The sequence below is a fragment of the Roseovarius pacificus genome, assembly GCF_900142665.1.
GTDB classification, from domain to species: Bacteria; Pseudomonadota; Alphaproteobacteria; order Rhodobacterales; family Rhodobacteraceae; genus Roseovarius; species Roseovarius pacificus.
In genome coordinates, this window is sequence record NZ_FRBR01000012.1 from 1 (window position 1) to 26,494 (window position 26,494).

General features: G+C 64.8%; 27 protein-coding genes. 11 read left to right on the top strand and 16 right to left on the bottom strand.

Annotated features, from left to right (window positions below; all coding sequences use genetic code 11):
- Positions 1-605 precede the first annotated feature (605 nt).
- On the top strand, positions 606-1,232 hold the full coding sequence (locus tag BUB53_RS16620; protein ID WP_073036102.1) for a LysE family translocator: 627 nt from the start codon (positions 606-608) through the stop codon (positions 1,230-1,232).
- Between the two features lie 268 nt (positions 1,233-1,500).
- On the opposite strand, the gene BUB53_RS16625 is transcribed toward BUB53_RS16620, so the two are convergent.
- Entirely contained in the window at positions 1,501-1,830 is a 330-nt protein-coding gene (locus BUB53_RS16625) for a VanZ family protein (protein WP_073036377.1), read from the bottom strand.
- 383 nt (positions 1,831-2,213) lie between these two features.
- Here BUB53_RS16625 and BUB53_RS16630 point away from each other — a divergent pair, with 383 nt between their 5' ends.
- The 5 genes from BUB53_RS16630 to BUB53_RS16650 all read left to right on the top strand — a co-directional run bounded on the left by BUB53_RS16630 (position 2,214) and on the right by BUB53_RS16650 (position 7,150).
- A complete protein-coding gene (locus BUB53_RS16630; protein ID WP_073036104.1) occupies positions 2,214-2,774 on the top strand; it encodes a F0F1 ATP synthase subunit delta in 561 nt (186 codons plus the stop codon).
- Positions 2,775-4,313 carry a F0F1 ATP synthase subunit alpha gene (gene atpA, locus BUB53_RS16635; RefSeq protein ID WP_073036107.1) on the top strand — a complete coding sequence of 513 codons (1,539 nt, stop codon included), beginning with the start codon at positions 2,775-2,777 and terminating at the stop codon, positions 4,311-4,313.
- A gap of 15 nt (positions 4,314-4,328) precedes the next feature.
- Positions 4,329-5,213: a F0F1 ATP synthase subunit gamma gene (locus BUB53_RS16640; protein WP_073036109.1), complete on the top strand. Its 885-nt coding sequence runs from the start codon at positions 4,329-4,331 to the stop codon at positions 5,211-5,213.
- A gap of 23 nt (positions 5,214-5,236) precedes the next feature.
- Entirely contained in the window at positions 5,237-6,661 is a 1,425-nt protein-coding gene (atpD, locus tag BUB53_RS16645; protein WP_073036111.1) for a F0F1 ATP synthase subunit beta, read from the top strand.
- Positions 6,662-6,724: 63 nt separating this feature from the next.
- The gene (locus BUB53_RS16650) at positions 6,725-7,150 is read left to right on the top strand and encodes a F0F1 ATP synthase subunit epsilon (RefSeq protein ID WP_073036113.1); all 426 of its coding nucleotides are present in this window, start codon (positions 6,725-6,727) and stop codon (positions 7,148-7,150) included.
- Between the two features lie 69 nt (positions 7,151-7,219).
- Here BUB53_RS16650 and BUB53_RS16655 read toward each other — a convergent pair whose 3' ends face one another.
- The gene (locus tag BUB53_RS16655; protein ID WP_373285786.1) at positions 7,220-7,963 is read right to left on the bottom strand and encodes an SDR family NAD(P)-dependent oxidoreductase; all 744 of its coding nucleotides are present in this window, start codon (positions 7,961-7,963) and stop codon (positions 7,220-7,222) included.
- Positions 7,964-8,128: 165 nt separating this feature from the next.
- Here BUB53_RS16655 and BUB53_RS16660 point away from each other — a divergent pair, with 165 nt between their 5' ends.
- On the top strand, positions 8,129-8,479 hold the full coding sequence (locus BUB53_RS16660) for an H-type lectin domain-containing protein (protein WP_073036119.1): 351 nt from the start codon (positions 8,129-8,131) through the stop codon (positions 8,477-8,479).
- A 145-nt stretch (positions 8,480-8,624) separates the two neighbouring features.
- Here BUB53_RS16660 and BUB53_RS16665 read toward each other — a convergent pair whose 3' ends face one another.
- Positions 8,625-9,641, bottom strand: a complete 1,017-nt coding sequence (locus tag BUB53_RS16665) for a ribose-phosphate pyrophosphokinase (protein WP_073036121.1) — start codon at positions 9,639-9,641, stop codon at positions 8,625-8,627.
- Positions 9,642-9,746: 105 nt separating this feature from the next.
- Here BUB53_RS16665 and BUB53_RS16670 point away from each other — a divergent pair, with 105 nt between their 5' ends.
- Together BUB53_RS16670 and BUB53_RS16675 are read left to right on the top strand one after the other, a co-directional pair.
- Positions 9,747-10,349: a 2-hydroxychromene-2-carboxylate isomerase gene (locus tag BUB53_RS16670; RefSeq protein ID WP_073036123.1), complete on the top strand. Its 603-nt coding sequence runs from the start codon at positions 9,747-9,749 to the stop codon at positions 10,347-10,349.
- 3 nt (positions 10,350-10,352) lie between these two features.
- Entirely contained in the window at positions 10,353-11,150 is a 798-nt protein-coding gene (locus BUB53_RS16675) for an alpha/beta fold hydrolase (protein ID WP_073036125.1), read from the top strand.
- 91 nt (positions 11,151-11,241) lie between these two features.
- On the opposite strand, the gene BUB53_RS16680 is transcribed toward BUB53_RS16675, so the two are convergent.
- The 12 genes from BUB53_RS16680 to dapE form a co-directional block, all read right to left on the bottom strand.
- Positions 11,242-12,288, bottom strand: coding sequence for a threonine aldolase family protein (locus BUB53_RS16680; RefSeq protein WP_073036126.1), 1,047 nt, complete (start codon positions 12,286-12,288; stop codon positions 11,242-11,244).
- Positions 12,285-12,764, bottom strand: coding sequence for a YcgN family cysteine cluster protein (locus tag BUB53_RS16685; protein ID WP_073036127.1), 480 nt, complete (start codon positions 12,762-12,764; stop codon positions 12,285-12,287). The genes BUB53_RS16680 and BUB53_RS16685 overlap by 4 nt, the downstream gene beginning before the upstream one ends.
- Positions 12,761-13,699, bottom strand: coding sequence for a bifunctional riboflavin kinase/FAD synthetase (locus tag BUB53_RS16690; protein WP_073036129.1), 939 nt, complete (start codon positions 13,697-13,699; stop codon positions 12,761-12,763). Before BUB53_RS16690 ends, BUB53_RS16685 begins: the two co-directional genes overlap by 4 nt.
- A gap of 299 nt (positions 13,700-13,998) precedes the next feature.
- Positions 13,999-14,493 (bottom strand): SixA phosphatase family protein, encoded by a 495-nt coding sequence (locus tag BUB53_RS16695; RefSeq protein WP_073036130.1) that lies wholly within the window; start codon positions 14,491-14,493, stop codon positions 13,999-14,001.
- On the bottom strand, positions 14,490-15,137 hold the full coding sequence (locus BUB53_RS16700; RefSeq protein ID WP_073036131.1) for a ferredoxin: 648 nt from the start codon (positions 15,135-15,137) through the stop codon (positions 14,490-14,492). Before BUB53_RS16700 ends, BUB53_RS16695 begins: the two co-directional genes overlap by 4 nt.
- Entirely contained in the window at positions 15,134-15,997 is an 864-nt protein-coding gene (gene argB, locus BUB53_RS16705; protein WP_073036132.1) for an acetylglutamate kinase, read from the bottom strand. The genes BUB53_RS16700 and argB overlap by 4 nt, the downstream gene beginning before the upstream one ends.
- A gap of 80 nt (positions 15,998-16,077) precedes the next feature.
- Positions 16,078-16,980: a DMT family transporter gene (locus BUB53_RS16710; RefSeq protein WP_073036134.1), complete on the bottom strand. Its 903-nt coding sequence runs from the start codon at positions 16,978-16,980 to the stop codon at positions 16,078-16,080.
- A gap of 57 nt (positions 16,981-17,037) precedes the next feature.
- Positions 17,038-18,378: a lytic murein transglycosylase gene (locus BUB53_RS16715; protein WP_084729252.1), complete on the bottom strand. Its 1,341-nt coding sequence runs from the start codon at positions 18,376-18,378 to the stop codon at positions 17,038-17,040.
- A 113-nt stretch (positions 18,379-18,491) separates the two neighbouring features.
- Positions 18,492-20,747: a ribonuclease R gene (gene rnr, locus BUB53_RS16720; protein WP_073036379.1), complete on the bottom strand. Its 2,256-nt coding sequence runs from the start codon at positions 20,745-20,747 to the stop codon at positions 18,492-18,494.
- Between the two features lie 158 nt (positions 20,748-20,905).
- Positions 20,906-21,457 carry a TIGR04282 family arsenosugar biosynthesis glycosyltransferase gene (locus tag BUB53_RS16725; protein WP_073036147.1) on the bottom strand — a complete coding sequence of 184 codons (552 nt, stop codon included), beginning with the start codon at positions 21,455-21,457 and terminating at the stop codon, positions 20,906-20,908.
- Between the two features lie 23 nt (positions 21,458-21,480).
- Complete coding sequence (locus tag BUB53_RS16730) at positions 21,481-21,903, bottom strand: GNAT family N-acetyltransferase (RefSeq protein ID WP_073036149.1); 423 nt, start codon at positions 21,901-21,903, stop codon at positions 21,481-21,483.
- Positions 21,900-23,054 (bottom strand): succinyl-diaminopimelate desuccinylase, encoded by a 1,155-nt coding sequence (dapE, locus tag BUB53_RS16735; RefSeq protein ID WP_073036152.1) that lies wholly within the window; start codon positions 23,052-23,054, stop codon positions 21,900-21,902. Before dapE ends, BUB53_RS16730 begins: the two co-directional genes overlap by 4 nt.
- Before the next feature lie 295 nt (positions 23,055-23,349).
- On the opposite strand from dapE, the gene BUB53_RS16740 reads away from it, so the two are divergent.
- On the top strand, positions 23,350-24,957 hold the full coding sequence (locus BUB53_RS16740; RefSeq protein WP_073036154.1) for a Hint domain-containing protein: 1,608 nt from the start codon (positions 23,350-23,352) through the stop codon (positions 24,955-24,957).
- A 4-nt stretch (positions 24,958-24,961) separates the two neighbouring features.
- Positions 24,962-26,047, top strand: a complete 1,086-nt coding sequence (locus BUB53_RS16745; RefSeq protein WP_073036156.1) for a Hint domain-containing protein — start codon at positions 24,962-24,964, stop codon at positions 26,045-26,047.
- A gap of 19 nt (positions 26,048-26,066) precedes the next feature.
- Here the strand turns inward: BUB53_RS16745 and BUB53_RS16750 are convergent, their stop codons facing one another.
- On the bottom strand, positions 26,067-26,414 hold the full coding sequence (locus tag BUB53_RS16750) for a hypothetical protein (protein WP_073036158.1): 348 nt from the start codon (positions 26,412-26,414) through the stop codon (positions 26,067-26,069).
- Positions 26,415-26,494 lie beyond the last annotated feature (80 nt).

Consider the following 26,494-nt stretch of genomic DNA (forward strand, 5'->3'; position numbering starts at 1 on the left):
CTGTCAAAGTCCGTCTGCTCAAGATCGCCTCCCGTTTTTGATCTTGAATCAAACGGAGGCTGATTTGGGAATCCCCTAAATGCAGACGCCGCCTAGGGTATGTGCTACAAAAATAGCTGCCTCGATTAGGCATGTTATCCCTGATACAGGCTTGACCTCACTGGAGATGTACGGAATTCGATCTCTGATCCTTCATGCAATCGAAAACAAGGCCTTCTTTGACTGGGAAATGCCGACGTTGACAGGGTTCAATGCTACGCAATTCAAAGCGATAGCAGACAAACTTCCACGAGAATAAAACCATGTCGCTGGGTGATCAATGCCAAATCGCTCGTCTGAGCCACGAGACAAGAAGCATCTTGTCAGCCCTTGGATCGACAACCAAATGACCCTTTGTCTATTATTTCGTCAAAGCGGACCTTGGCACGCTTATAGCGAACGTCCGAAAAGTCCGCATAGCAGCCATCGGCACCAATTACAGCGATTGTCAGGATTGAGGCCTACCTGCTCGTTAGTCGGGGGATAGCGAATGACCGCTCTTTGTGCTTGTTTTCAAGTGTGATCTATGGATTGCTCAAACTTCAAGTGAATATGGAGAAATTTCAATGATCGACCCTGCTGTTTTATTTACCTATTCGTTGATCGTTTTGGGCTTCGTGTTCATCCCTGGCCCCGCGACGCTGTTGACGGTCGCTCGGGCCACCACCTCGGGGACGAAAGTGGGCATCGCGACGGGCGCGGGTATCACGGCTGGCGACTTCCTTCACACCATCATGGCTGTTGTCGGCATCTCGGCAATCATCGCGGCATCCGCGACGCTGTTCACGGTGGTAAAGTATCTCGGCGCGGCATATCTCGTTTATCTTGGCTTGAAAGCTATTTTCGAGAAAGGCTCGGTCGATCTGGGCCAAGGACGTGTTCCGATCACTGCTGCTCAAGCCTTCAGGCAGGCGATCTTGGCTGAAGTCCTGAATCCCAAGACAGCGCTCTTCTTTCTTGCATTTCTTCCGCAGTTCGTTGCACCCGAGAAAGGCTTTGTGGTCATGCAACTCACTGTTTTGGGAGTGGTCTTCGCCTTAATCGGTTTCTTCAGTACAATCGTGTATTCGGTTGCTGCCGGGGGGCTTGGAAACTTTCTCCGCCGCAACCCGACCGTCCTCAAGTGGCAGGGCAAGGTTGTTGGCAGTATCTACTGCACATTGGGTGTTCGTCTCGCCCTGCAAGAGCGGTAGGCAGACCTTCAGGTAACGACAGAAAAGTCCGCATAGCAGCCATCGGCACCATGTCCGGCGATTGTCAGGATTGAAACCGCAGAGGTCTTCCCACCCGCGCGAAACAGCGCCGAAGGCGCCGCGCATCGCCAGACCGCCTGCACGGGCTGGCGATTGGGTGAGGTCCGCGCGCCGTTCCGGCCTCTTTCGGATTTGGCTGGGATAAACTGCAAAGAATGGCCGTTCGATCGCCATCCCGCGGTCTGGCGATGCGCGGCCTGGCTTCCTGTCAGGCCCGTGCGCGGATCAGGCCGGGCAGACAGCCGAGGGCGATGCCGATGCCGTCGGCCAGCAGGTCGGCCCATTCGGCTGTGCGTCCGAAAGAGGGCTGGATCAGTTCGATCCCGCCGCCATAGGCCAGCGCCAGCGGCGCGAGCCAGAGCGCGCTGCGTGCCCGCACCCATGTCAGCGGCAGGACCAGCACGGCGAAGGCCGCGGCATGCATGAGTTTATCGACATAAGGCATCGGCGGGCCGGGCGGCCCCGGCGGGCTGAGCGTGCCCCAGCCGATCAGGAGGGCGAGGGCGAGGGTGAGGGCGACAGCGGTTTTGTACGGCACGGGCGGGCGATCCTTGTGAAATCGGTGCGCGGACCGGGTTACACTGCCTTGCCGGGGGCGAAAACACCGGGTTTCGGGTGATAGCGATAACGACCGCGCCTGCCGCGCGGGCAAGGGTGACGCGAAGGAATCGCGAAAAGTCGGAAAATTCATAACATTTTCAATCAGCAAATTTCGCGCAAACGGTCGCACTTGGCGCAAGTATATGAAAACACGTGGTATTCGACGGTGTGCAATGGTTTTCCTGTAGCTTGCTAGGTGCGCAAGGCTCTGCTACACCGCGTTCAAATTTCGGTGTTTTAATATCTGAATACCTGTCAACGCCCCCGGACGCATGGAAATGCTGTGCGCGGAACCGGGGCCAGAAAATCGGAAGGGTGGACGTGTCCGAACCAGCTTCGATCTCCTCCGGCATCGCCGAGCGCTATGCCACCGCCATTTTCGAGATTGCGAAAGAGAGCAAATCTCTGCCCAAGCTTGAATCCAACATTGCCGATCTCGCCGCCGCGCTGGACAGCAGCGAAGAGCTGCGCGAGGTCATCGCCTCGCCGGTGCTGTCGCGCGCCGAGCAGGGCAAGGTCATGGCCGCGCTGGCCAAGAAGATGAAACTCGAACCGGCGATGGGCAACGGGCTGGCCGTGATGGCCGGGAAGCGCCGCCTGTTCGTGCTGCCGCAGCTGCTGACCCGGCTGTCGGACATGATCGCCGAGGACAAGGGTGAAGTTACCGCGCAGGTGACCAGCGCCAAGGCGCTGACCAAGACACAGGCAGACAAGCTGGCGAAGACGCTGAAGGCGCGCGTGGGCAAGGACGTCAAGATCAATGCGACCGTCGATGAAACTCTCATCGGTGGTCTCGTCGTAAAGGTGGGCTCGAAGATGATCGACACCTCGATCCGCTCGCGCCTGAATTCCCTACAGAATGCAATGAAAGAGGTCGGATAAATGGGTATCCAAGCTGCAGAGATTTCTGCGATCCTGAAGGACCAGATCAAGAACTTCGGCCAGGAGGCCGAGGTGGCCGAGGTCGGCCGGGTTCTGTCGGTTGGTGACGGTATTGCGCGCGTATACGGTCTGGACAACGTCCAGGCCGGCGAACTGGTCGAATTCCCCGGCGGTGTCATGGGGATGGCGCTGAATCTCGAAGCCGACAACGTGGGTGTCGTGATCTTCGGGTCGGACCGCGAGATCAAGGAAGGCGACACCGTCAAGCGTACCAAGTCCATCGTGGACGTGCCCGCCGGTGACGAACTGCTGGGCCGCGTCGTGGACGGTCTGGGCAACCCGCTGGACGGCAAGGGCCCGATCAAGACCGACAAGCGCCTGCTGGCCGACGTGAAGGCCCCCGGCATCATCCCGCGTAAATCGGTGCACGAGCCGATGGCGACCGGCCTGAAATCGGTCGACGCGATGATCCCGATCGGCCGTGGCCAGCGTGAGCTGATCATCGGCGACCGCCAGACCGGCAAGACCGCTGTGGCGCTGGACACCATCCTGAACCAGAAATCCTATAACGATGCCGCCGGCGACGACGAGAGCAAGAAGCTCTACTGCGTCTACGTGGCCATCGGCCAGAAGCGTTCGACCGTGGCGCAGCTGGTGAAGAAGCTGGAAGAGTCGGGCGCGATCGAATATTCGATCGTCGTGGCCGCCACCGCGTCGGACCCCGCGCCGATGCAGTTCCTGGCGCCCTATGCCGCCACCGCCATGGCCGAGCATTTCCGCGACAATGGCCGCCATGCCCTGATCGTGTACGATGACCTGTCCAAGCAGGCCGTCGCCTATCGTCAGATGTCGCTGCTGCTGCGCCGTCCGCCGGGGCGTGAAGCCTATCCGGGCGACGTGTTCTACCTGCACTCCCGCCTGCTGGAGCGGTCGGCCAAGCTGAACGAAGACAACGGCTCGGGCTCGCTGACGGCGCTGCCGATCATCGAAACCCAGGGCGGCGACGTGTCGGCCTTTATTCCGACCAACGTGATCTCGATCACCGACGGGCAGATCTTCCTGGAAACGGAACTGTTCTATCAGGGTATCCGCCCGGCCGTGAATACCGGTCTGTCGGTGTCGCGTGTGGGCTCGTCGGCCCAGACCAACGCGATGAAATCGGTTGCCGGTCCGGTGAAACTGGAACTGGCGCAGTATCGCGAGATGGCCGCCTTTGCCCAGTTCGGGTCGGATCTCGACGCCGCCACCCAGCAGCTGCTGAACCGTGGCGCGCGCCTGACCGAGCTGATGAAACAGCCGCAGTATTCGCCGCTGACCAACGCCGAGATCGTCTGTGTGATCTATGCCGGGACGCATGGGTATCTGGACAAGATCCCCGTCGATCAGGTGGGCCGTTTCGAAGAGGGCCTGCTGAACCACCTGCGTGGCAAGCACCAGGGCCTGCTGGACTTCATCACCAAGGACGACCCCAAGGTGAAGGGGGACGCCGAGGACAAGATCAAGGCTGCGCTGGACGAATTCGCCGCCGACTTCGCATAAGGGGGAGATAAGGCAATGCCGAGTCTCAAGGACCTTAAAAACAGGATCGAGTCGGTCAAATCGACCCGCAAGATCACCAAGGCCATGCAGATGGTTGCCGCGGCGAAACTTCGCCGCGCGCAGGACGCTGCCGAGCAGTCGCGCCCCTATGCCGAGCGGTTCAATGCCGTCATGGGCAAGCTGGCCGCCTCGGTCGGGGACAGCGACAGCGCCCCGAGGCTGCTGCGCGGGACGGGATCGGACGACGTGCACCTGCTTGTCGTGCTGACCGCCGAACGCGGGCTGTGCGGGGGCTTCAACGCCAATATCGCCAAGCTGGCGAGGGCCGAGGCCGAAGATCTGCGCGCCAAGGGCAAGACCGTGAAGATCCTCACGGTGGGCAAGAAGGGCCGCGACGCGCTGAAGCGCGATCTGGGCGAGCTGTTCATCCACCATGTCGATCTGAGCGAGGTGAAGAATATCGGGTATGCGGACGCCCAGACGATCGCCGCCGATGTTCTGAGCCGGTTCGACGCGGGCGAATTCGACGTGGCCAAGATCTTCTATTCGAAGTTCGTGAACGTCGTCAGCCAGGTGCCGAGCATGCAGCAGGTGATCCCGTTCCAGGTGGACGAGGAGACCGCCGAAGAGGCCCCCGAGGCCAGTGTCGTTTACGACTACGAGCCGGACGAAGAGGCCATTCTGGCCGATCTTCTGCCGCGCGGCGTGGCGACGGCGATCTTCAGCGCGCTGCTGGAAAACGGGGCATCGGAACAGGGCGCGCGGATGTCCGCCATGGACAACGCGACCCGCAACGCCGGCGAGATGATCGACAAGCTGACCATCGAATACAACCGTTCGCGTCAGGCCGTCATCACGAACGAGCTTATTGAAATCATTTCGGGCGCTGAGGCGCTCTGACGAGAAACCGGAGAGACGAAACAATGGCAAACGCAAAAGGCACAATCACTCAGGTGATCGGCGCCGTGGTGGACGTTCAGTTCGACGACCACCTGCCCGAGATTCTGAACGCCCTCGAAACCGACAACAACGGCAAGCGCCTGGTTCTGGAAGTTGCCCAGCACCTGGGTGAAAACACCGTGCGCACCATCGCCATGGACGCGACCGAAGGTCTGGTCCGCGGTCAGGAAGTCGGCGACACCGGCGGCCCGATCACCGTTCCGGTGGGCGACGCCACCCTGGGCCGCATCCTGAACGTCGTGGGCGAGCCCGTTGACGAAGGCGCGCCGATCAAGGCGAAAGAAAGCCGCGCGATTCACCAGCCCGCGCCGGAATTCAGCGAACAGTCCACCGAATCCGAAGTCCTGGTGACCGGCATCAAGGTGATCGACCTGCTGGCGCCTTACGCCAAGGGCGGCAAGATCGGCCTGTTCGGCGGTGCCGGTGTGGGCAAGACGGTTCTGATCATGGAACTGATCAACAACATCGCCAAGGTGCACTCGGGGTATTCGGTGTTCGCCGGTGTGGGGGAACGGACCCGTGAGGGGAACGACCTGTATCACGAGATGATCGAATCGAACGTGATCAAGCCCGACAACCTGGAAGAATCGCAGGTGGCGCTGGTCTACGGCCAGATGAACGAGCCGCCGGGCGCCCGTGCCCGTGTTGCCCTGACCGGCCTGACGCTGGCCGAGCAGTTCCGCGACCAGTCGGGGACCGACGTTCTGTTCTTCGTCGACAACATCTTCCGCTTTACGCAGGCAGGGTCCGAGGTGTCGGCGCTTCTGGGTCGTATTCCTTCGGCTGTGGGCTATCAGCCGACGCTGGCCACTGACATGGGCGCGATGCAGGAACGCATCACCTCGACCAAGCAGGGCTCGATCACCTCGATCCAGGCCGTCTACGTTCCCGCGGACGACCTGACCGACCCGGCCCCGGCCACGACCTTCGCCCACCTCGACGCCACGACCGTTCTGAGCCGTGCGATTTCGGAGCTTGGGATTTACCCGGCCGTGGACCCGCTCGACTCGACCTCGCGCCTGATGGACCCGTCCATCGTGGGGGAAGAGCACTACAAGGTGGCCCGTGACGTTCAGGGTATCCTGCAACGCTACAAGTCGCTTCAGGACATCATCGCCATTCTGGGCATGGACGAACTGAGCGAAGAGGACAAGCTGACCGTGGCGCGTGCCCGGAAAATCCAGCGCTTCCTGTCGCAGCCTTTCGACGTGGCCAAGGTGTTCACCGGCTCGGACGGTGTGCAGGTGCCGCTGGAAGAGACGATCAAATCGTTCAAGGCCGTTGTGGCCGGCGAGTACGACCACCTGCCCGAGGGCGCCTTCTACATGGTTGGCGGCATCGACGAGGTGCTTGCCAAAGCCGAGAAGATGGCTGCCGACGCGGCCTGATGAACGCCTGTCCGACCCCGGATCGCTTTGGTCCGGGGAAGGGCAAGACAAGGAGGCCCGAGAATGGCTGAAACAGTGCAATTCGATCTGGTGTCGCCCGAGCGGCGTCTGGTTTCGGTCGAGGCGACGGAAGTACGTATCCCCGGCGCCGAGGGCGATCTGACGGCCATGGCCCAGCACAGCCCGCTGATCACCACGCTGCGCCCCGGTATCCTGACGGTGTCGGGCCCCGAGGGCGAGGCCGAGTATGTCGTGACCGGCGGTTTTGCCGAGATCGGTGCCGACAGCGTGTCGGTTCTGGCCGAAAAGGCGATCCCGAGCGGTGACATGACGCAAGAGCATTTCAAGGCGCTTGTGGACGAGGCCACCGACAAGCTGGCCAAGGCGCAGGAAACCTTCGTCAACGAGCCCGGCCCGGTGGACGACGCGGCCAAGCTGCTGTCGGACATGGTGGCGATGGGGGATCATATCGGCCTGTCGGCCAACTGATCCGCCGCGAGACCGCGAGATTGCGAAAGGCCCGCCCGGTGTGGCGGGCCTTTTGCCGTTTGGGGGGCCTCAGACGTGTTGCGCGCCGTTCACTTCGATCTCGGCACCCGACACGTAGGAGCTTTGATCGGAGCAGAGGTAATAGATGGCGTCGGCCACTTCGGAGGGCTGGCCGAGGCGGCGCAGGGGCAGGCGTTCGACGATCTTGTCGGTGCCTTCGCTGAGGATGCTGGTTTCGACCTCGCCGGGCGCGATGGCGTTGACGCGCACGCCCGAGGGGCCGAAATCATGCGCCATTTCGCGGGTCAGCGCGGCCAGGGCGGCCTTGGAGGTGGCATAGGCGGCCCCGGCAAAGGGATGCACCCGCGATCCGGCGATGGAGGTGACGTTGACCACCGCGCCGCGCGCCGCCGACAGTTCGGGGATCAGCCCGCGCGCCAGCACCACGGGGGCGAAGAAATTGACGTGAAACACCTGCCCCCAGGCATCGAGTTCGGTGTCGATGGTGTTGAGCCGCTCGCCCTCGGGGCCCTTGGGCGAGATGCCCGCATTGTTGACCAGCGCGTGCAGTTTCCCGCCCTCGAGCCGGGCGCGGATTTCCTCGACGGCGGCGATGGTCTGGCGAGGGTCGGACAGGTCGACCTGGATGTGATCCTGCTCGCCGCTGGGCCAGGGGCATTCGGTGGAAAAGGGTTGGCGTGAGCAACTGATGACGCGCCAGCCCTCGTCGGCGAATTTTCGCACGGTGGCGTGGCCGATTCCGCGGCTTGCGCCGGTCAGGAGCAGGGTCTTGCGTTGGTCGGTGTCTGGCATGGGGCGGTCCATCCTGTTGATCCGAGGGCGATTTTGTGGGCGGGGCGGAGCGATTGCAACAGGGAAACCGGCAGCGGAGGCGGCGGGATTTCGATTTTGCCTTTTCGCCTTCTCAATCCTGCCCAAAAGACGTATTACAGCAGGCCGGGAAAGCAAGGCCGTGTGATGAAACATCTGACCAGTCAATCCATCGGAATCGATCAGGGCGATGACGTGCTGTTCTCGGATTACGAGGATGGCGGCAAGATGTGGACCGGGGAAGGGGCGCGCGAGCGGCGCAAATCCCTGACCTTCCGCGAGCCCTTCAGATCGGCGCCGGTGGTGCATGTTTCGCTGTCGATGTGGGACATGGACAGCGCGACCAATGCACGTGCGGACGTGGCTGCCGAAAAGATCACGGCCAACGGGTTCGACGTGGTGTTCCGCACATGGGGCGATACGCGCGTGGCGCGGGCACGCATCCGCTGGATGGCGATCGGAGAGTTGCAGCACGAGGACGACTGGCAGCTTTACTGACGCGCCGGGCCGTGCCGCCTGGTATAAGCACTGATTGCCATGACGTCCGGCGACCGGCCCGGTGCGCAGATCCGCCGGATCGCCTGCGATCCGGTTCGCGCCCGACCCCGCCGGTGCATTTTATCCCAATAGTGCGATCCTGCGCTTAGTGGCCGAACTGGCCCTCGTAGATCGGTTCGAGCGTGGGCGTGTCGAACAGCGACGACACCGAGGTGCCGTTCCAAATGTTCAGGATCGCCTGCGCCAGAATGGGCGCGGTGGGGATGATGCGGATGTTCGGTGCGGCCTTGACCGGGTCGGTCGGCTGGATCGTGTCGGTGATGACCAGCGATTTCATGACCGAGTTGGTGATCCGTTCGACCGCCGGGCCGGACAACACGCCGTGGGTGATATAGGCGTGGACCTCGGCGGCACCCTGATCGAGCAGCACCTGCGCGGCCTTGCAGAGCGTTCCGGCGGTGTCGCAGATATCGTCGACAATCACGCATTTCTTGCCGGTCACATCGCCGATGACGGTCATTTCCGCGACTTCGCCGGCTTTCTCGCGGCGTTTGTCGACGATGGCGAGCGGCGCTTCGATCCGCTTGGCCAGTTCGCGGGCACGGGCCACGCCGCCGACATCGGGCGAGACAATCATCACGTCATCGAGCGAGTCCCGGAAATGTTCCCTGATGTCGAGCGCGAAGATCGGCGCGGCATAGAGGTTGTCCACGGGGATGTCGAAGAAGCCCTGAATCTGGGTGGCGTGCAGGTCCATCGTGAGAATCCGCTCGATCCCGGCTTCGACCAGCATGTTCGCCACCAGCTTGGCCGAGATGGGCGTGCGGGCCTTGGAGCGGCGATCCTGACGGGCATAGCCGAAATAGGGGATCACGGCGGTGATGCGCTTGGCCGAGGAGCGGCGCAGCGCGTCGGACATGATCAGCAGCTCCATCAGGTTGTCGTTGGCCGGGTTCGAGGTGGACTGGACGATGAACATGTCCTCGCCCCGGACGTTTTCATAAACCTCGACGAAGACCTCCTGATCGTTGAAGCGTTCGACGCGGGCATCGACCAGCCCGACATTGACGCCGCGATGCATGGACATGCGGCGGGCGATCGCGTTGGCAAGCGGCTTGTTGGCGTTGCCGGTGATCAGTTTCGGCTCTGGCGTGGTCGGCATTGGACAGGTCCCCGAGGTGGTCTGTTAACAGATTCGTGACGTTGAACTTCGCTTAGCATGGGCGTAGCGTCGGGCAAAGATATGCCAAGGGGGGTAATCGCGAAAATGGCTCATCATATCGACTATTATTTCTCGACCCTGTCGCCCTATGCCTATCTGGCGGGCAGCCGTCTGGAAGAGATCGCCCAGAACCACGGCGCGAGCATCACCTACAAGCCGCTGGACATCATGCAGCTTTTCCCGCGCACGGGCGGGGCCGCCCCCAAGGACAGGCACCCGGTGCGCATGGCCTATCGCGCACAGGAATTGCCGCGTCAGGCGAAAAAGGCGGGTATGGCGCTGAATTTTCAGCCCGCGCACTGGCCGACCAACGCCGCGCCCTCGTCCTATGCGATCATCGCGGCGCAGGCGGACGGATCGGGCGATCTGGGGGCGCTGGTGCACGGGATTTTGCGGGCTTGCTGGGCCGAGGATCGCGATATCGCGCAGGACGACGTGATCCGCGACTGTCTGGAGCAGGCGGGATTCGATCCGAAACTGGCCGATAGCGGGCTTTTGAGCGGGGCCGAGACCTATGCCGCCAATCTGGAAGAGGCGGTTGCCGCCAATGTCTTTGGCGCGCCGTTCTACGTGGTCGACAGCGGGCAGAGTTTCTGGGGACAGGACCGGCTGGACGATCTGGACATGCATCTGGCGGGCAAGCTGTAGCGCATGCCACGGGACGAGCGGGCGGGGTTTCCGACCTATTGGACGACATACGGAACGGGCCCGCGCAATGCGCTGGCGATCCATTGTTCGCTGGCGCATTCCGGCGCGTGGGGGGCGATGGCGCAGCACCTGTCCGACAGGCTGAGCCTGCGGGCCTTTGACGTTCCGGGCCACGGGCGCAGTGCGCCCTGGGACGGGCGCGGCGAGATTCAGGAGCTGACGGCGCGCATTGCCGCCGATCTGTGCGAGGGGCCGACCGATCTGATCGGGCATTCCTTCGGTGCGACGGTCGCCTTGCGGCTGGCGGTGATGCGCCCCGATCTGGTGCGTTCGCTGGTGTTGATCGAGCCGGTGTTCTTTGCCGCCGGGTTTGCCGATGCGCCCGAGGCGCGGGCGGAATTCGAGCGGGACATGGCGGATTATGCCGCGGCGATGGCGCAGGGCGACCGGATGGCGGCGGCGCGGGCCTTTACCGACCTTTGGGGCAACGGCGCGCGCTGGGAGGCGATCCCCGAGGTGCTGCGCAACTCAATGGCGGCGCAGATGCCGCTGATCGAAGCGACGGAGCCGGTTCTTTATGACGATGCGGCGGGCCTGTTGAACGAGGGCGTGTTGCAGGCGGTAAAGGCGCCGGTCTTGTTGATCGAGGGAAGTGAATCGCCCGGCATCATCGGCCATGTCGACGCGGCGCTGGCGGCGCGGCTGCCGGATGCGCGGCGGGCGGTCATTTCAGGCGCCGGGCACATGGCGCCGATCACCCATCCTGCGCAGGTCGCGTCCGAGGTGTTGCGGTTCTTGTGAGGGGGGTGTGACGGGAATGGGGGCTCTGCCCCCGTCGCCGCAAGCGGCGACTCCCCCGGGATACTTCCGGCAAGAAGAAGGGGCGGGCGCTTTAACCTTTGGCGATGTCGAGGAAGCGGTCGATGGACTCTTCGGCGATCGACCAGTCGCAGACGAGGCGCATGGGCAGGGGCGTGTCGGGGTCGCCTGTTTCGAGCGGGCCGCCGTTGAGACCGTAATGCGCGCCGGCGGCGTGCAGCCGTTGATGGGTGGCGCGCGGCAGGGTGGCGAAGATCATGTTGGCCTGCGGGTCGGCCAGAAAGTGGCATTCGGGCAGGGCGCGCAGTCCGTCGGCCAGCCGCGCGGCGCGGGCGTTGGCGGTGCGCGCGGAGGTCAGCCAGAGATCGTCGGCGAGATAGGCCAGCATCTGCGCCGCAAGGTAGCGGTGCTTGGACAGAAGGTGCCCGGCGCGTTTGCGGCGCAGCTCGAACTCCCATGACTTTTCGGGGTTGAAGAAGATCACCGCCTCGACCCCGAGGCAGCCGTTCTTGGTGCCGCCGAAGCTGACGGCGTCGATCCCGGCCTTCCATGTCATGTCCGCCGGGGTGCAGCCCAGCACGGTGAGCGCATTGGCGAATCGCGCGCCGTCGAGATGCACGGGCAGGCCGTGGGTGGCGGCGGTTTCGGTGAGGGCCGAAAGTTCGCTCAGGGTGTAGAAGCGGCCCATTTCGGTGACCTGCGTCAGCGAGACCGGGCCGGGTTGCGACACGCCGACATCGCCCGGAGGGCTGGCGGCGATGGCATTGGCCAGGTCGGCGGCGGTCATCTTGTCGCCGGTGCCGACGGGGGTGAGTTTCGCGCCGCCGCTGTAGAATTCCGGGGCGTGGCATTCATCGCGGTGGATATGGGCCAGCGGGGTGCAGTAGATCGCCTGCCACGGTTGCGCCAGCGTGGCCAGCGCCAGCGCATTGGCCGCCGTGCCGGTGGAGACGAGGTGAATATCGGCCTGCGGGGCCTCGAACAGCTCGCGCAGGCGGGCGCCGGCCTGTGCTGACAGGTCGTCGGCGCCGTAGGAGCGGGCAAAGCCGGTATTGGCGCGGGCGAGGGCCTCGATCACCTGCGGGTGGGCGGGGCCGCAATTGTCGGAGGCGAAATTCATGTGCCGGGTTCCTCGATCAGGTGGTCTTCCCAGTCGTCGTCGGAGACCTCGAATTCCGGCACGGTGCGGCTTTGCATGGAGATGCCCGCATCGTGCACGGATTGCGCATCGCCCGAGATCAGCGGGTGCCAGTCGTAAAGCGGCTTGCCCTCGTTCAGCAGCTTGTAGGCGCAGGTTTCGGGCATCCAGTAGAGGTGCCCCTGAAGGTTGCGCGCGGTGAGCGTGATGCATTCGGGGACGAACTGATGGCGGATGTCGTATTGCGCGCAGCGGCAGGTGGTGTCGTCGAACAGGCGGCAGGCGACGCGGGTCAGGACGACCTCGCCGGTGTCTTCGTCTTCGAGCTTGTTCATGCAGCATTTGCCGCAGCCGTCGCACAGCGCCTCCCACTCCTTGCGGGTCATCTTGTCGAGCGGGGTGGTTTCCCAGTAGCGCGGGCGCAGGCCGCTGCGGTCGATGGGGTCGTCGGTGCTCATAGCGATCCGAGGATGTCGCGGGCCTGTGCGCAGTCGGCGTCCATCTGGGCGATGAAGGCGTCGAGGCTGTCGAATGTCGCCTCGGGGCGGAGATAGTCGATCAGGGCAATGGACAGGTCGGCGCCGTAGAGATCGCCGGAAAAGTCGAAGATGAAGGTTTCGAGGTTGGGAACCTCGCCGTTGAACATCGGGCGCACGCCGAGCGAGGCCGCGCCGTGGTAGTGGCCGGCATGGGGGCCGTCCAGCACATCGACCAGCACGGCATAGACGCCGAAGCGCGGGGGGTGCAGCCCGGCGATGGACATGTTGGTGGTGGGATAGCCCAGTTCGCGACCGCGCTGTTCGCCGCCCACGACCGGACCTTCGATGCGGTGCCAGTGGCCCAGCATGGCGGCGGCGTCGCGCGGGCGGCCATCGCTGAGGGCCTGACGGATCGCGGTGGAGGAAACCTGCCCCTTCTTCCCCTCGATCAGCTCTGCGATGGTGACGCCGAAGCCCATGTCGCGCCCGAACCGTTCGAGATCGCGCGCATCCCCGGCGCGCCCTTTGCCGAAACAGAAATCCGCACCGACGACCACATGGCGCAGCCCGAGCCCGTTGGCGATCACGTTGCGGGCGAAGTCATGGGGCGACAGGGCGGCCATGCCTGCGTTGAAGTTCAGTTCGTAGAGTTTTTCGACGCCGAGTTTCTCCAGCCGGTGCGCGCGCGCCTCGCTTCCCATCAGGCGGAACGGGGGGGCGTCGGGGGCGAAGAATTCGCGCGGGTGGGGTTCGAAGGTCAGGACGCCGAGGGGGGCGTTCACGGCCTGCCCTTCCCGGCGGGCGATGTCGATCACCGATTGGTGGCCAAGGTGCACACCATCGAAATTTCCGATGGCGACGGAAGCGCCCCGGTTGGCCTGATCCACATAGTCGAAGTCGCGCACGATTTGCATGGCGCAGGGGTAGCCTCAAGCGCCGCCGGGTGCAAGCGGGAGGCGGCGGGGGAATTGGTTTTGGTCGGCTGGGTAAGAGAAGTGCGGTATTGGCCATATTCCCGCCGGATCGCCTGCGATCCGGTTCGCGCCCGACCCCGCCCCCCAGGGCGGGCGCGAATCGTCCCATCGTTTCAGCAGAGTATGGCGGTGGCAATTTGAGATACCGCCTGAGCAGGCTTTACCGCGCCCACCCTCGGGGGCGGGCGCGACCCTGATGTTGTCCTGTTCGCGAATGATGCGGGTTCTGGTTTCGGCCTTCAGCCCGTCAGATCGCGGGGGACGATGAAATCGACGGTCTGGCCGGTGCCGGGGGCGAGATCGGCCCAGTCGGTGACGGGAAAATCGGCCACCAGCGTGGCGCAGGTGGGGTAGGTCCCGAATCCCGGATGGGGCGGAGGCGTGGCCACGAGGGTGTGGGCGAAATCCGCGATGCCGGGGTTATGGCCCAGCATCAGGACGATTTGGCCGCTGGCCCCGTGCAAGACCCTGAGCATCGTGGCCGGTCCGGCGTGGTAGAGCATGTCGGTGAACTGTGCCGGGGCGTCCAGCCCGAGGCGGGCGCAGGTTTCGCGGGTGCGTTCGGAGGAGGAACTGAGGATCTGATCGGGCAGAAAGCCCCGGGCGCGCAGCCAGTCGCCCAGGGCGCTGGCCGAGCGGCGCCCCCGGCCATTCAGCGGGCGGGCGTGATCGGACAGCGCCGGGTCGTCCCAACTGGATTTCGCGTGCCGCATGAGAATCAGTCGGAGCGTCATTGGAATGCCCGCATGTGAAAGGCCGATTGCGATTCGACCCTGCCATGGGTCCGGCTGACCGGGCAAGCACGGCGCACGGCGCAGCCGCGCGTCAGGCAATCGTTGCCCGTGCGCTCGAGGTCGGCCTTGCAGGCGGCCACGTCATAGCCCTGTGGCGAGAAGGCATCCACGGGGCAGGCCGTGAGGCAGGGACGGTCGGAGCAGGTGGTGCATGGGTTGGGGGCTGGCGGGGGCAGGTCGATTGCGTGGGCAAAACCGAGCGCGCCCCGGTACGAGATCATCAGCCCCGCGCTATCGTGCACCAGAAGCCCGACGGGCGAGATATGCGCGCGCCCCGAATCGCGCGCCCAGCCGGTGAAGGGCTGCCAGGGCGGGCCGCCGAAGGGGAAGAAGGCCTGCGCGCCAAGCTGCGCGGCCAGCGTGCCGATCACGCGCGAGGACCAGCGGTCCAGCGGATCGGGCTGGCCGTCGCCATATTCCGGCGTGGCGGTGAAGCGGGGCCAGAAGCCCGGTTCCAGCGGGCCGAGCAGGATCAGGGTGGCAATGCCGGGCGGCAGGCTGCCGGCGTTCGAGACCCCGCCGAAGATATCCAGCCCGGCAGCCTGTGCCGCCTCAGCGATCTGCGGCAGGGCGGGGGCGGTCATTTCGGGCGGATCAGCGAGCCCGCGCCGTGTTCGGTGTAAAGTTCCAGCAACACGGCGTTGGGCGCGCGTCCGTCGAGGATGACCACGGCGCGCACGCCGCCCTCGATCGCGGCAAGGGCGGTTTCGGTTTTCGGAATCATACCGCCCGCGATGGTGCCTTCCTTTGTCATTTCGCGAATCTGGTCGGAGGTGAGTTCGGTCACCACCTCGCCCGAGGCGTCGCGCACCCCGTCCACATCGGTGAGCAGCAGCAGCCGGTCGGCCTTGAGCGCGGCGGCAATGGCCCCGGCGGCGGTGTCGCCGTTGATGTTGTAGGTTTCGCCGTCCCGGCCCGCGCCGAGCGGGGCGATCACCGGGATCGCATCGTCGCGGAACAGGGTGTGCAGGATTGCCGGATCGACCTGGCTGGGGTTGCCGACAAGGCCGAGCGTCGGATCGGCGGGGTCGCAGGTGATCAGGTTGGCATCCTTGCCCGAGAGGCCCACGGCGCGCCCGCCCTGTGCATTGATCGCCTGCACGATACGTTTGTTCACCCGGCCCGACAGGACCATTTCCACCACTTCCATGGTGGCGGCGTCGGTCACGCGCTTGCCGCCGACGAAATCGGATTTGATATCCAGCTTGTCCAGCATCTGGTTGATCATCGGGCCGCCGCCATGGACGATCACCGGGTTGACCCCCACCTGCCGCAGCAGCACCACATCGCGGGCGAAGGTTTCCATCGCCTCGTCGCTGCCCATGGCGTGACCGCCGAACTTGATGACGACAATCGCGCCGTCATAGCGTTGCAGGTAGGGCAGGGCCTCGGACAGGGTGCGGGCGGTGGCGATCCAGTCGCGGTTCATGTCACGTTTCTTCATCTTGGGCGTCCTTCGGGTTCACCCGGTTATCCTCATAAGCGCGGTGGCCTTCAAGGGGGATCGGACAGTGAGAGAGGGGATCAGACCTTGGTGGCCGGAACGGGCGGGGTGACGGCGCGGCGTTTCAGGCGGGATTCGCGCCAGCTGATGAAGCTGACCGCGCCGACGATGACCAAGCCGCCCAGGATGACGAACAGATCGACGCCTTCGTCGAACACCAGCGCGCCCAGCAGGACCGCCCAGACCAGTTGCAGGAAGGTCACGGGCTGTGTGACGGTCAGCGGCGCGGCGCGGAAGGCCAGCGTCATGGTGTAGTGCCCTATGGTCGCGATAAAGGCCACGGCCATGAGAATCGCAAGCTCGCCCCAGGTGGGAGGCACCCAGTTCATCAGGGCCACCGGGGCCAGCCCGATGGTCACGGCGATCGAGAGCATGGCCACCACGATACCGGGGCTGGCACTGGCCGAGGCGCGTTTGGCGATCAGGTAGGACGCGCCGAAGAAGATGGCGGTGAACAGCATGGCGAGGTGGCCGGGGCCGACCTCACGAAAGCCGGGGCGCAGGATGATCAGCGCGCCGATCAGGGCCACGACCACGGCCATGATCCGCCGCAAGGCCAGGGTTTCGCCCAGAAACAGCGCCGCGCCGATGGTGACATAGATGGGCGAGAGATAGTTCATCGCCGTGACGTCCGCGATGGGGATGCGCGCCATGGCATAAAACCACAGCGCCACGCCGACGGTATGGGCCAGCCCCCGCCCGGCGAACAGCGCCCATGTGGTGCGGTCGAACGTTGCGCGGCGCAACGGTCCGAGTACGGGGATCAGGAAGACCAGCCCCAGCAGGTAGCGCAGAAAGGCCGCTTGCGGGGCGGGAATGCGGGTGCCCAGAATTTTGACGAGGGCGGTGACGCCGACGAACAGCATCCCGGTCACCACCATCCAGAAGATACCCCATCCGGGGCGCGTTGCCTGTATGTCCATGCGCGCATTAAGACTCTGGCGCGCAGGATTGTCGAGCAGGTTCCCGGATTGTGCGGTTCAGCGGCTGCGCAGGTGCCTGAGCAGGGTTTGCGAGGGGTAGCCATCGGCGGCGACGCCGATCGAGCGCTGGAAGGCGCGGATCGCGTTGACGGTGTTGGGGCCCGCGATGCCGTCGATTTTTTCCAGGTTGTAGCCCTTGCGGCGCAGGAGGCGCTGCATTTCCTTGCGGTCCTCGAAGCTGAGCGGCTCGTATCCGCGCGGCCAGCTTGCCTGAATCGGCGGCCCGCCGATCAGCCGGTCCGACAGATGCCCCACGCCGAGCGCATAGGCATCGGAATTGTTGTAGCGCTTGATGACGTCGAAATTGGCGAACACCATGAAGGATGCACCCTGCGGGCCTGCCGGTTGCAGGATGCGGGCCGATCCGTAATCGCGCACGGGCCGCCCGTCTATTCCCGTGATGCCGCGCGTGGCCCAGTCCGAGGGCATCCGCTGGGTCGTGCCGAAGGACGCGCCGCGCGGCACCCGCACCTCGACCCCCCAGGGCATGCCCTTGCGCCAGCCGAACCGCTTGAGATAGGCCGCCGTCGAGGCCAGCGCATCGGTGGGATCGTCCGACCAGATGTCACGCTTGCCGTCGCCGGTGAAATCCACGGCATAGGCCAGGTAGGATGTGGGAATGAATTGCGTGTGGCCCATGGCCCCGGCCCACGAGCCTTTCATGTTGCGCGGGGTGACATCGCCCGATTGCAGGATCTTCAGCGCCGCGATCAGCTGTTTTTCAAAGAACGCGCCGCGCCGCCCGTCATAGGACAGCGTGGCCAGCGCGTCGATCAGGGGAATGTCGCCGCGCCGTTCGCCATAGGTGGACTCCATGCCCCAGACGGCGGCGACCACCTGTTTTTCGACACCGTAATGCGCCTCGATCCGGTCCAGGGCGCGGCGATGCCTGCGCAGAGCCTTCTGGCCGTTCTCGATGCGCACGGGGCTGGCCGCACTATCGAGGTAATCCCAGATCTCGGATTTGAATTCGGACTGGTTGCGGTCCTTGTGGACGACATCGGGCCTGTATTGCGCGCCGCGAAAGGCCGCGTCGAACACCCGCGCATTGATGCCCTGACTGAGAGCCCGGCCGCGAAATCCCCCGATCCAGCGGTCGAAGGCCGCGTTCGAGGTGGACACCTGCTGGACCGATGTATCGGCGGCGCGCGGCAGATCGGCCGGGCGCAGCACCGGGCGCAGGCTGCTGACGGGGACATTGACGGAAATCACCGTGACACCCGGCCCTGCCGCGCCGGGCCGCCCCTGCGGCCTGAGAGAGGTTTCGACCGCCGCTGCCTGGGCGGTGGTTCCGATGAGAATGCCTGCGATTGCCCCGCAGAGACCACTGATACGCATTGCCCGATCCTGCTTTTGCTTTTTCGGCATGGTAACGCGATTGTGCCCGATTCAAAAGCAATGATGCGGTCTGCCGGGCGGTGATTTGCCGATTGTTTCCGAAACGGGGCGGTTCAGCGGCGCTTGCGGTCCACCTTGCGTTTGGTTTTTGCGGCCTTGTGCCGGGTTTTGGCCTGCTTGCGGCGGGGCGGTTTGCCGCGACCGCGCGCCGGACCTCGGGGCAGGGATTTGCCCTCGATGCTGACCAGTTCCAGCGCGATGCCGCCGGTGACGGGTGCGGCCTCGGACAGTTTGACCGTAACACGCTGGCCCAGCTCAATGGTCAGGCCTGTATCGGCGCCCATCAGCGTGCCGGCGTCACGGTCGAAATGGAAGAACTCGCGCCCGAGGCTGCGCACCGGAATCAGCCCGTCGGCCCCGGTTTCGTCCAGCCGCACGAAAGCGCGGAACTTGGCCACGCCGCTGATGCGCCCGGTGAATTCCTCGCCCACGCGTTCGGACAGGAAGGCGGCAAGGTAGCGGTCGTTGGTGTCGCGCTCGGCGGTCATTGAGCGCCGCTCGGTTTCCGAGATATGTTGCGCGGTGCTTTCCAGCCGTTCGATATCCTGCGGGCGCAGCCCGTCATCGCCCCAGCCATGCGCCGCGATCAGCGCGCGATGCACCACCAGATCGGCATAGCGCCGGATCGGCGAGGTGAAATGCGCATAGGCTTGCAGGGCGAGCCCGAAATGCCCGAAATTGCTGGGCGCGTAATAGGCCTGCGTCATGGCGCGCAGCGTGGACATGTTGATGACCTCGGCATGATCGGTGTCATCGGCGGCGCTGAGGAGCGCATTCAGGTGCGCGGTTTTCAGAACCTGCCCCTTGGCCAGCGTCAGGCCGGCGGCCTCGGCCACGTCGCGCAGGGTGTCCAGCTTCTCGGGCGAGGGTTCTTCGTGCACCCGGAACAGCAGCGGGGATTTGCGGGCGATCAGGGTTTCGGCGGCGGCCACGTTGGCCAGCACCATGAATTCCTCGATCAGCTTGTGGGCGTCCAGCCGTTCGGCGAAATTGACCGACAGGACCTGGCCTTCGTCGCTGAGGACCACCTTGCGCTCGGGCAGGTCGAGATTGAGCGGCTGGCGGCGCCTGCGTGCCTTTTCAAGCGCGCCATAGGCGGCGTAAAGCGGGCGGATCACGTCCTCCATCAGGGGGCCGCACTGATCGTCGGGATCGCCGTCCATCGCCTGTTGCACCTGCTGATAGTTCAGCGACGCCGCCGAGCGCATCAGCCCGCGCACGAAGCGGTGCCCCACCTTTTCGCCCTGCGCGTCGATCTGCATGCGCACGGCCATGCAGGCGCGCGGCACGCCCTCGTGCAGCGAACACAGGTCGCCCGACAGGCGGTCGGGCAGCATGGGCACGACGCGGTCGGGGAAATAGCTGGAATTGCCGCGCTTGCGGGCCTCGCCGTCCAGCGCGCTGCCGGGGGTGACATAATGGGCGACATCGGCGATGGCGACCCAGATCACGTGCCCGCCCTCGTTTTTCGGATCGTCATCGGCATGCGCCCAGACCGCATCGTCATGGTCGCGCGCATCCGCCGGGTCGATGGTGACGAGGGGCAGGTCGCGCATGTCCTCGCGGCCCTTGAGACCGGCAGGTTTCATGCGGTCAGCCTCGGCGATCACCTCGTCGGGGAAATCGTCGGGGATGCCGTGCTGATGGATGGCGATGAGCGATACCGCCCTGGGCGCCGACGGATCACCCAGCCGGTCCAGCACACGGGCACGAGGCAGGCCCATGCGGCCCCTGGGGCCGGATTGTTCGGCCTCGACCAGTTCGCCGTCCTGTGCGCCGCCGGTGGCGTCGGCGGGCACCTGCCATTCCTTGCCGTCGCCCTTGTCGATGGGCACGATCCGCCCGCCTTCGTTGCGTTTGCGGAAAATCCCCAGCACCTTGCGCGGGTTGGTGCCGATGCGGCGGATCAGGCGGGCGTCGTAATGGTGATCCTCGCCCCTGACCTCTTGCAGGCGGGCCAGGATGCGGTCCCCCTCGCCAAGCGCCGGGTCGCTGGCGCGTGGAATCAGCAGCACCACGGGTTCCACCCCTTCGCCATGCCATTCCAGCGGCTTGGCCAGCAACTCGCCGTCCGATGTCTGGCCGGATACCTGCAACACGCTGACCGGCGGCAGTTTTTCCGGGTCGCGATAGGTCTTCTTGCGCTTTTCCAGATGGCCCTCGACCTCAAGCTCCTTGAGGATGCGCTTGAGGTCGATCCGCGCAGCGCCCTTGATCCCGAAGGCCTTGGCGATGTCGCGTTTCGAGGTGAGGGTCGGGTTATCGGAAATCCATTGCAGGATTTCGTCCTTGGTGGGCAACTGGCTCATGCGGGTGGCGTAGCACGAATGAAAATGACGCGCCATGTCGGAAAGCACCTGCGCAGCGGGAACCGGGCTTTCTTCTTCTTGCTCAAAATATCCCGGGGGAGTCGCCCATCGGGCGACGGGGGCAGAGCCCCCGGCAACGGTTTCCCCGAACGTGCCACTCAGGGAAGGTCGGCGGCGCTGTCCACGTCGTTCAGCCTGTCGGCCAGCCCGATGCGCAGCCCCGGAAGCGAGGCGATACTGTCGGACAGCGCGTGTTCGCCGGACCAGCGCACGTTGCGAAACAGCGTGGCCGGAGGCGGGGCCGTGCGTTTCATTCCCACCAGCCAGTACCCGCCGTCGGGGGCGGGGCCGAACACCGCGTCATGGGCCCCCAGCAGTCCAAAGGCGCGGTCGATATGCGCCGGGCCGAGGCCGGGAATATCGCCGCCCACGATACAGACCGGGCCGGGCGGCATTGTGCGCAGGATACGGCCCATCCTGTCGCCCAGATCGCCCGGACCCTGCGGGATGCGCGGCAGGTGCGCGGGCCAGGCCCGGCTGATCTGCCCGGCATGATCGGGGGCGACGGCCAGCACGAGGTGCCAGCGCGGATCGTCCAGCCGCCGCAGCAGCCCCGCGACCTGATGGCGAAACCACCATGCCGCGCCGATCATGCCGATGTCGCGCCCCAGACGGGTTTTCACCCGGCCGGGGCGTGGCTCTTTCAGCATGACGACAAGCTGGCGGCGGGCTGTCACAGGGGGCGGTCCATGTCGCGATGCGGGATGCCCGCGTCGAGATATTCCGGCCCGAAGGTGGTGAAGCCCAGTTTCTCGTAGAACCCGATGGCGTGGGTTTGTGCGCCCAGCATCGCGCGGGCGATGCCCGGTTTGCCTTGGAGGTGCTCGAGGCAGGCGCGAATGAGCGCCGCGCCCAGCCCGGTGCCGCGCGCCTGCCGCAGGACGCAGACACGCCCGATCTTGCCGGTGTCACCTTGGTAAAGGATACGCGCACAGCCCACGGGCTGGCCGTTCAGACGGGCAAGGATATGGTCGGCCTGATCGTCCAGCCCGTCGTATTCCTCGGCCTCCGAGACACCCTGTTCACGGATGAACACGGTTTCGCGCAGGGCATGGCAGGCGGCCAGATCGTCGGTCAGACCAATAACCGGCGTCATGCGAAATAGTCCCGCAGGATGCGCGTGTAGATGGCTTTCAGGCGCGGGATTTGTGCGACCTCGACCCGTTCGTCGACCTGGTGCATGGTGCGGCCCACGAGGCCGAATTCGACCACCGGGCAGTGATCCTTGACGAAGCGTGCATCGGACGTGCCGCCGGTGGTGGACAGCTCGGGCGTGATGCCGGTTTCGGCCTGCACGGCCTGCGCCACCAGATCCGAGAGCGGCCCCGGCGGGGTCAGGAAACTTTCGCCCGAGACCTTGGTTTTCATCTCGCCCGCGATACCGAACTCCTGCGCCACGCTATCCAGTTCGCCTTGCATCCAGCCGATCAGGCCTGTGCTGTCATGGGCGTCGTTGAAGCGGATGTTCACGGTGGCGCGGCATTGCGCCGGGATCACGTTGGTGGCCGGGTTGCCGGTGTCGATGGTCACCACGGCCAGCGTGGAGGGATCGAAATGGTCGGTGCCGCTGTCCAGCGAATGGCTGGCCAGCCGGTCCATCAGCCGCGCCATGGCGGGCAGGGGGTTGCGGGCCCGGTGGGGATAGGCGGCGTGGCCCTGTTCGCCGGTCAGGGTGAACCAGGCGGTGAGCGATCCGCGCCGCCCGATCTTGATCATCTCGCCCAGTGTGTCGGGGCAGGTGGGTTCGCCCACAAGGCAGGCGTCCATCGCTTCGCCATTGTCGCGCATCCAGTCCAGCAGGGCGGCGGTGCCGTCGGTGGCGTCGCCCTCTTCGTCGCCGGTGATGGTCAGGATCAGGGCACCGTTTTCGGGCGGCGTGTCGGTGACGAAATCGACCGCCGCCGCCACAAAGGCCGCCACGCCCGATTTCATGTCGGTCGCGCCGCGCCCCCAGAGGAAGCCGTCCTTTTGTTCGGCGCCGAAGGGGGGCACCGTCCAGGCGGTTTCGTCGCCCAGAGGCACGACATCGGTATGGCCGTTGAACCCAAAGGTTTTCGCCGCGTCCTTGTCGCCCCAGCGGGCGAACAGGTTGGACACCCCGTTGCGATCCACCCGCGTGCAGGCAAAGCCCGCCTTGCTCAGCAACTCCCCGAGCAGGACAAGCGCGCCGCCTTCCTCGGGGGTGACGGAGGGGCAGCGGACCAGATCGGCGGTCAGGGTGACGGGGTCGGTGGGGGCGTTGGGCATGGGGCCTCGGGCGGATTGATGGGTATCGTGACGGTTTGCCTAGCGCGCTTCGGGCCCAAGCGCAAATGCCGTTGGGCCGGGGCGGCGTAAGTGGTTGGCGAAACAGGCTTAACAGGCCTGCGGGAGTGTGTTAACCTTTTGGTAATAATAACCCGAGGCAGGGCAAAAGACAGCAGGGCCGCAAAAGGCCCGCGATCGAGCGGACACAGAATACTGTCCATCACATAACGGCGGCGATGCCCGTCGTGCTGCGCTTTTGCGCTGTCCCGCATGCAAGAGTGTTGGGGCAGACAACATGGTGACACCCGCGGAACTTCCGATCAACACATCGGCCAGTGCCATTCAGATGGCGAACGCGATCTTCGGGGATGGCGTGACAGTGGTGAACGCCTCTTACACGGGGGCGAACGGATCGTCGGGCATTTACAGTAATGGCGACAGCATCGCGCCGGATGTGACCCCGTCCGACAGCGGTGTGATCCTGTCGACGGGGAATGCGCGCGATATCACGAACCCGCCTTCGTCCGGGGGATGGTGGTGGAGCCAGTCGAACGAGGCCAACGAGAACCCCGACACCTCGACCGATACATCGGGGCCGAACAACGACCCGATGTTCAACGCGGCAGCGGGCACCAATACCTATGATGCGTCGTTCATGGATGTGGATTTCATCCCGACGGGCGATACGATGACGATGCAGTTCGTGTTCGCATCCGAGGAATTCCCCGAGTACCAGACCGGCATCTATCAGGATTTCGTCGGGGTCTGGGTGAATGGCCAGCAGATCGAACTGTCGGTCGGGGACGGCGATGTGGACCCCAACAACCTGAACGCCACGTCGAACGAGAACCTGTATATCGACAACGCAAACGACCAGTACAATACCGAGATGGACGGGTTCACCGTAACCATGACCCTGACCATTCCGGTGGTGTCGGGCGAGGTGAACTCGATCCGCATCGGGATCGCCGATGTGGTGGACAGCCAGTACGATTCCAACCTGCTGATCGCGGGAAACAGCATTCAGACCACGCTGGTGGCGATGGACGATGCGACGACGTTGTATCCCGACGGGTCCAAGACGGTGGACCTGCTGGGGAACGATATCAACAATACCGGCGGGACGCTGAGCATCACCCAGATCAACGGGCAGGATGTGGTGGCAGGCGATGTGGTGACGCTGGCCACCGGCCAGCAGGTGCAGGTGAACGGCGACGGCACGGTTACGCTGTTGGGCGATGGCGATATCGAGAACGTCAATTTCACCTACGAGGTGAGCAGCAGTTCGGGGCAGTCCGATACCGGCTTCGTCAATGTCGATTCCGTGCCCTGTTTCGTGGCCGGGACGCTGATCCAGACGCCGGATGGCCATGTGCCGGTGGAAACGCTTGCGCCGGGCGATCTGGTTCTGACCAAGGACGAGGGCGCGCAACCGCTGCGCTGGATCGGGCGCCGGACGGTGGCCGCTGACGGAACCTTTGCGCCGGTCCGCATCGCTGCGGGCACGTTCGGGGCGCATGACGAGGTGCTGCTGTCGCCGCTGCATCGGGTGTTGATCCGCGACAGCCTGGCCGAGATCCTGTTCGGTGAACCCGAGGTTCTGGTGGCGGCGCGCGATCTGGTCAACGACCGCAGCGTGCGCCGGATCGAGGGCGGTACGGTAGACTATGTGCACCTGCTGTTCGACCGGCATCAGGTGATCTTTTCGGGCGGTCTGGAGACCGAAAGCTTCCTGCCCGGCCCGCAGACCGCCAGCAGTTTCGAGGCGGAAATCGTCGCCGAGATATGCGCGCTGTTTCCTGAAATCGACCCGCTCACCGGGGAAGGGTACAGCCCGGCGGCGCGCCGCTGTCTGAAACGGTACGAGGCGCAGTTGTTCCTGCAACAGGCACGGGTGGCCTGAACCGATGGGATGGGTCGCCATAGCCAGCCGATATGGCGGACGCTTTGCGGCCGACGGGCTGGAGCGGGCGTCGTCAGGCGAGGGGTGTTCCGACATGCGGCTGATGCCGCGCGGCACGTTGTTGCTGGAAACCAGGCTGTCGCCGGACGGCCGCCCGCAGACACTGCTGTCGTTTCAGCGCAACTATCCCTGGCCGGGCAGTTTCTGCCTGCGGGCCTTGCCCTGTGGCGGGATCATTCTGGTGGAAGCGCAGGGTGAGGATATTCGCCACGCCACCTTGCCGCATCGACCCGACGGGCGCATGGATACGGTGCGTCTGACCCATAGCTGGGACGCTCCGGCGCGGTGGGGGCAACTGACGCTGGAACGTCCCGAAAGCGGTAGTCTGCATTCGGTCGATTTGCCGCCGCCCCATCCGATGCTGATGGCCGAGATCGCCGCCGTGGCCACCGACCCCGAGCGCCGGGTGATGGATCGTGACGTGGATTTTTTCGCCGTGTCCGACCGGATCGAGCCGGTCGGCCCGATGCCGACGCTGACCAGCCAGGTGCCGATTGCAACGGCGATGGGCGAGCGCAAGGCCGGAGATCTGCGCCGGGGGGACGTGGTGCGAACGGAACACGGCCAGACGGTGCCGGTTTTGCGCACGGTGTCGCGCACCGTGCCGGCCCTGGGCAGTTTCCGCCCGGTGCGCCTGCGCGCGCCCTATTTCGGGTTGCGCCGCGATATCGTGGTCGCACCGCAGCAGAGACTGGTGATCGGTGGCAGCCAGGTGGAATACATGTTCGGGCGCGAGGCGGTTCTGGTGCCCGCGCAATATCTGGTCAACGGGGTGTCGGCCCTTTACGCTAAGGGGCCGGAACTGGTGACCTATCATCACCTGCTTTTGCCGGGGCACGAGGCGATCATTGCCGCGGGGTGCGCCGTTGAAAGCCTGTATGTGGGGCGGCTGCGGCGCAAGCCCGGGCAACTGGCCCGTTCGGTTCTGGCGCAGGCCGACCGCGCCCGCCTGCCGGAACACGCCAAGCCGGTCTGGCCGGTGCTGAAACCGTTCGAGGCGATCACGCTGGCGCTGGAGCGCGCGGCCTGATCCCGGCCGGGGCGTTGCGTCAGTGAACCGTCTGATCGAAGAACGGGGTCATCTGCGCGACGATCACCGCGTTTTCATCCAGGGCGCGCTGCATCAGGTCGCGTTCCTCATCGCTGATGTCGTGGCCTTCGGCCTCGCGTTCGGCCAGGGTGCCGTAGCCGGTGACATCGAGCGGCGCGGTGTCGGCCTGTTTCAGCACGGCCACGGTTTCGCGCACGGCCTCTTCTTCGTCCACACCCGAGGCATAGACCATGAGCGCCGCACCCGTCGCCTGTTTGGGCAGGCCGTCGCCGTCCTTGCGTCCGATCTGCACGAGCAGGGTGTAGACCTGTTGCCGTTTCGGGGGTTTCGTTTTGCCGGTGCTCATGGGCGCGATCCTTTTTGCTGGTGACTGCCCTGCAATCGGCGGGCCGCGAAGTCAAGCGCGGGGTGGTCTTTTCGCCGGTC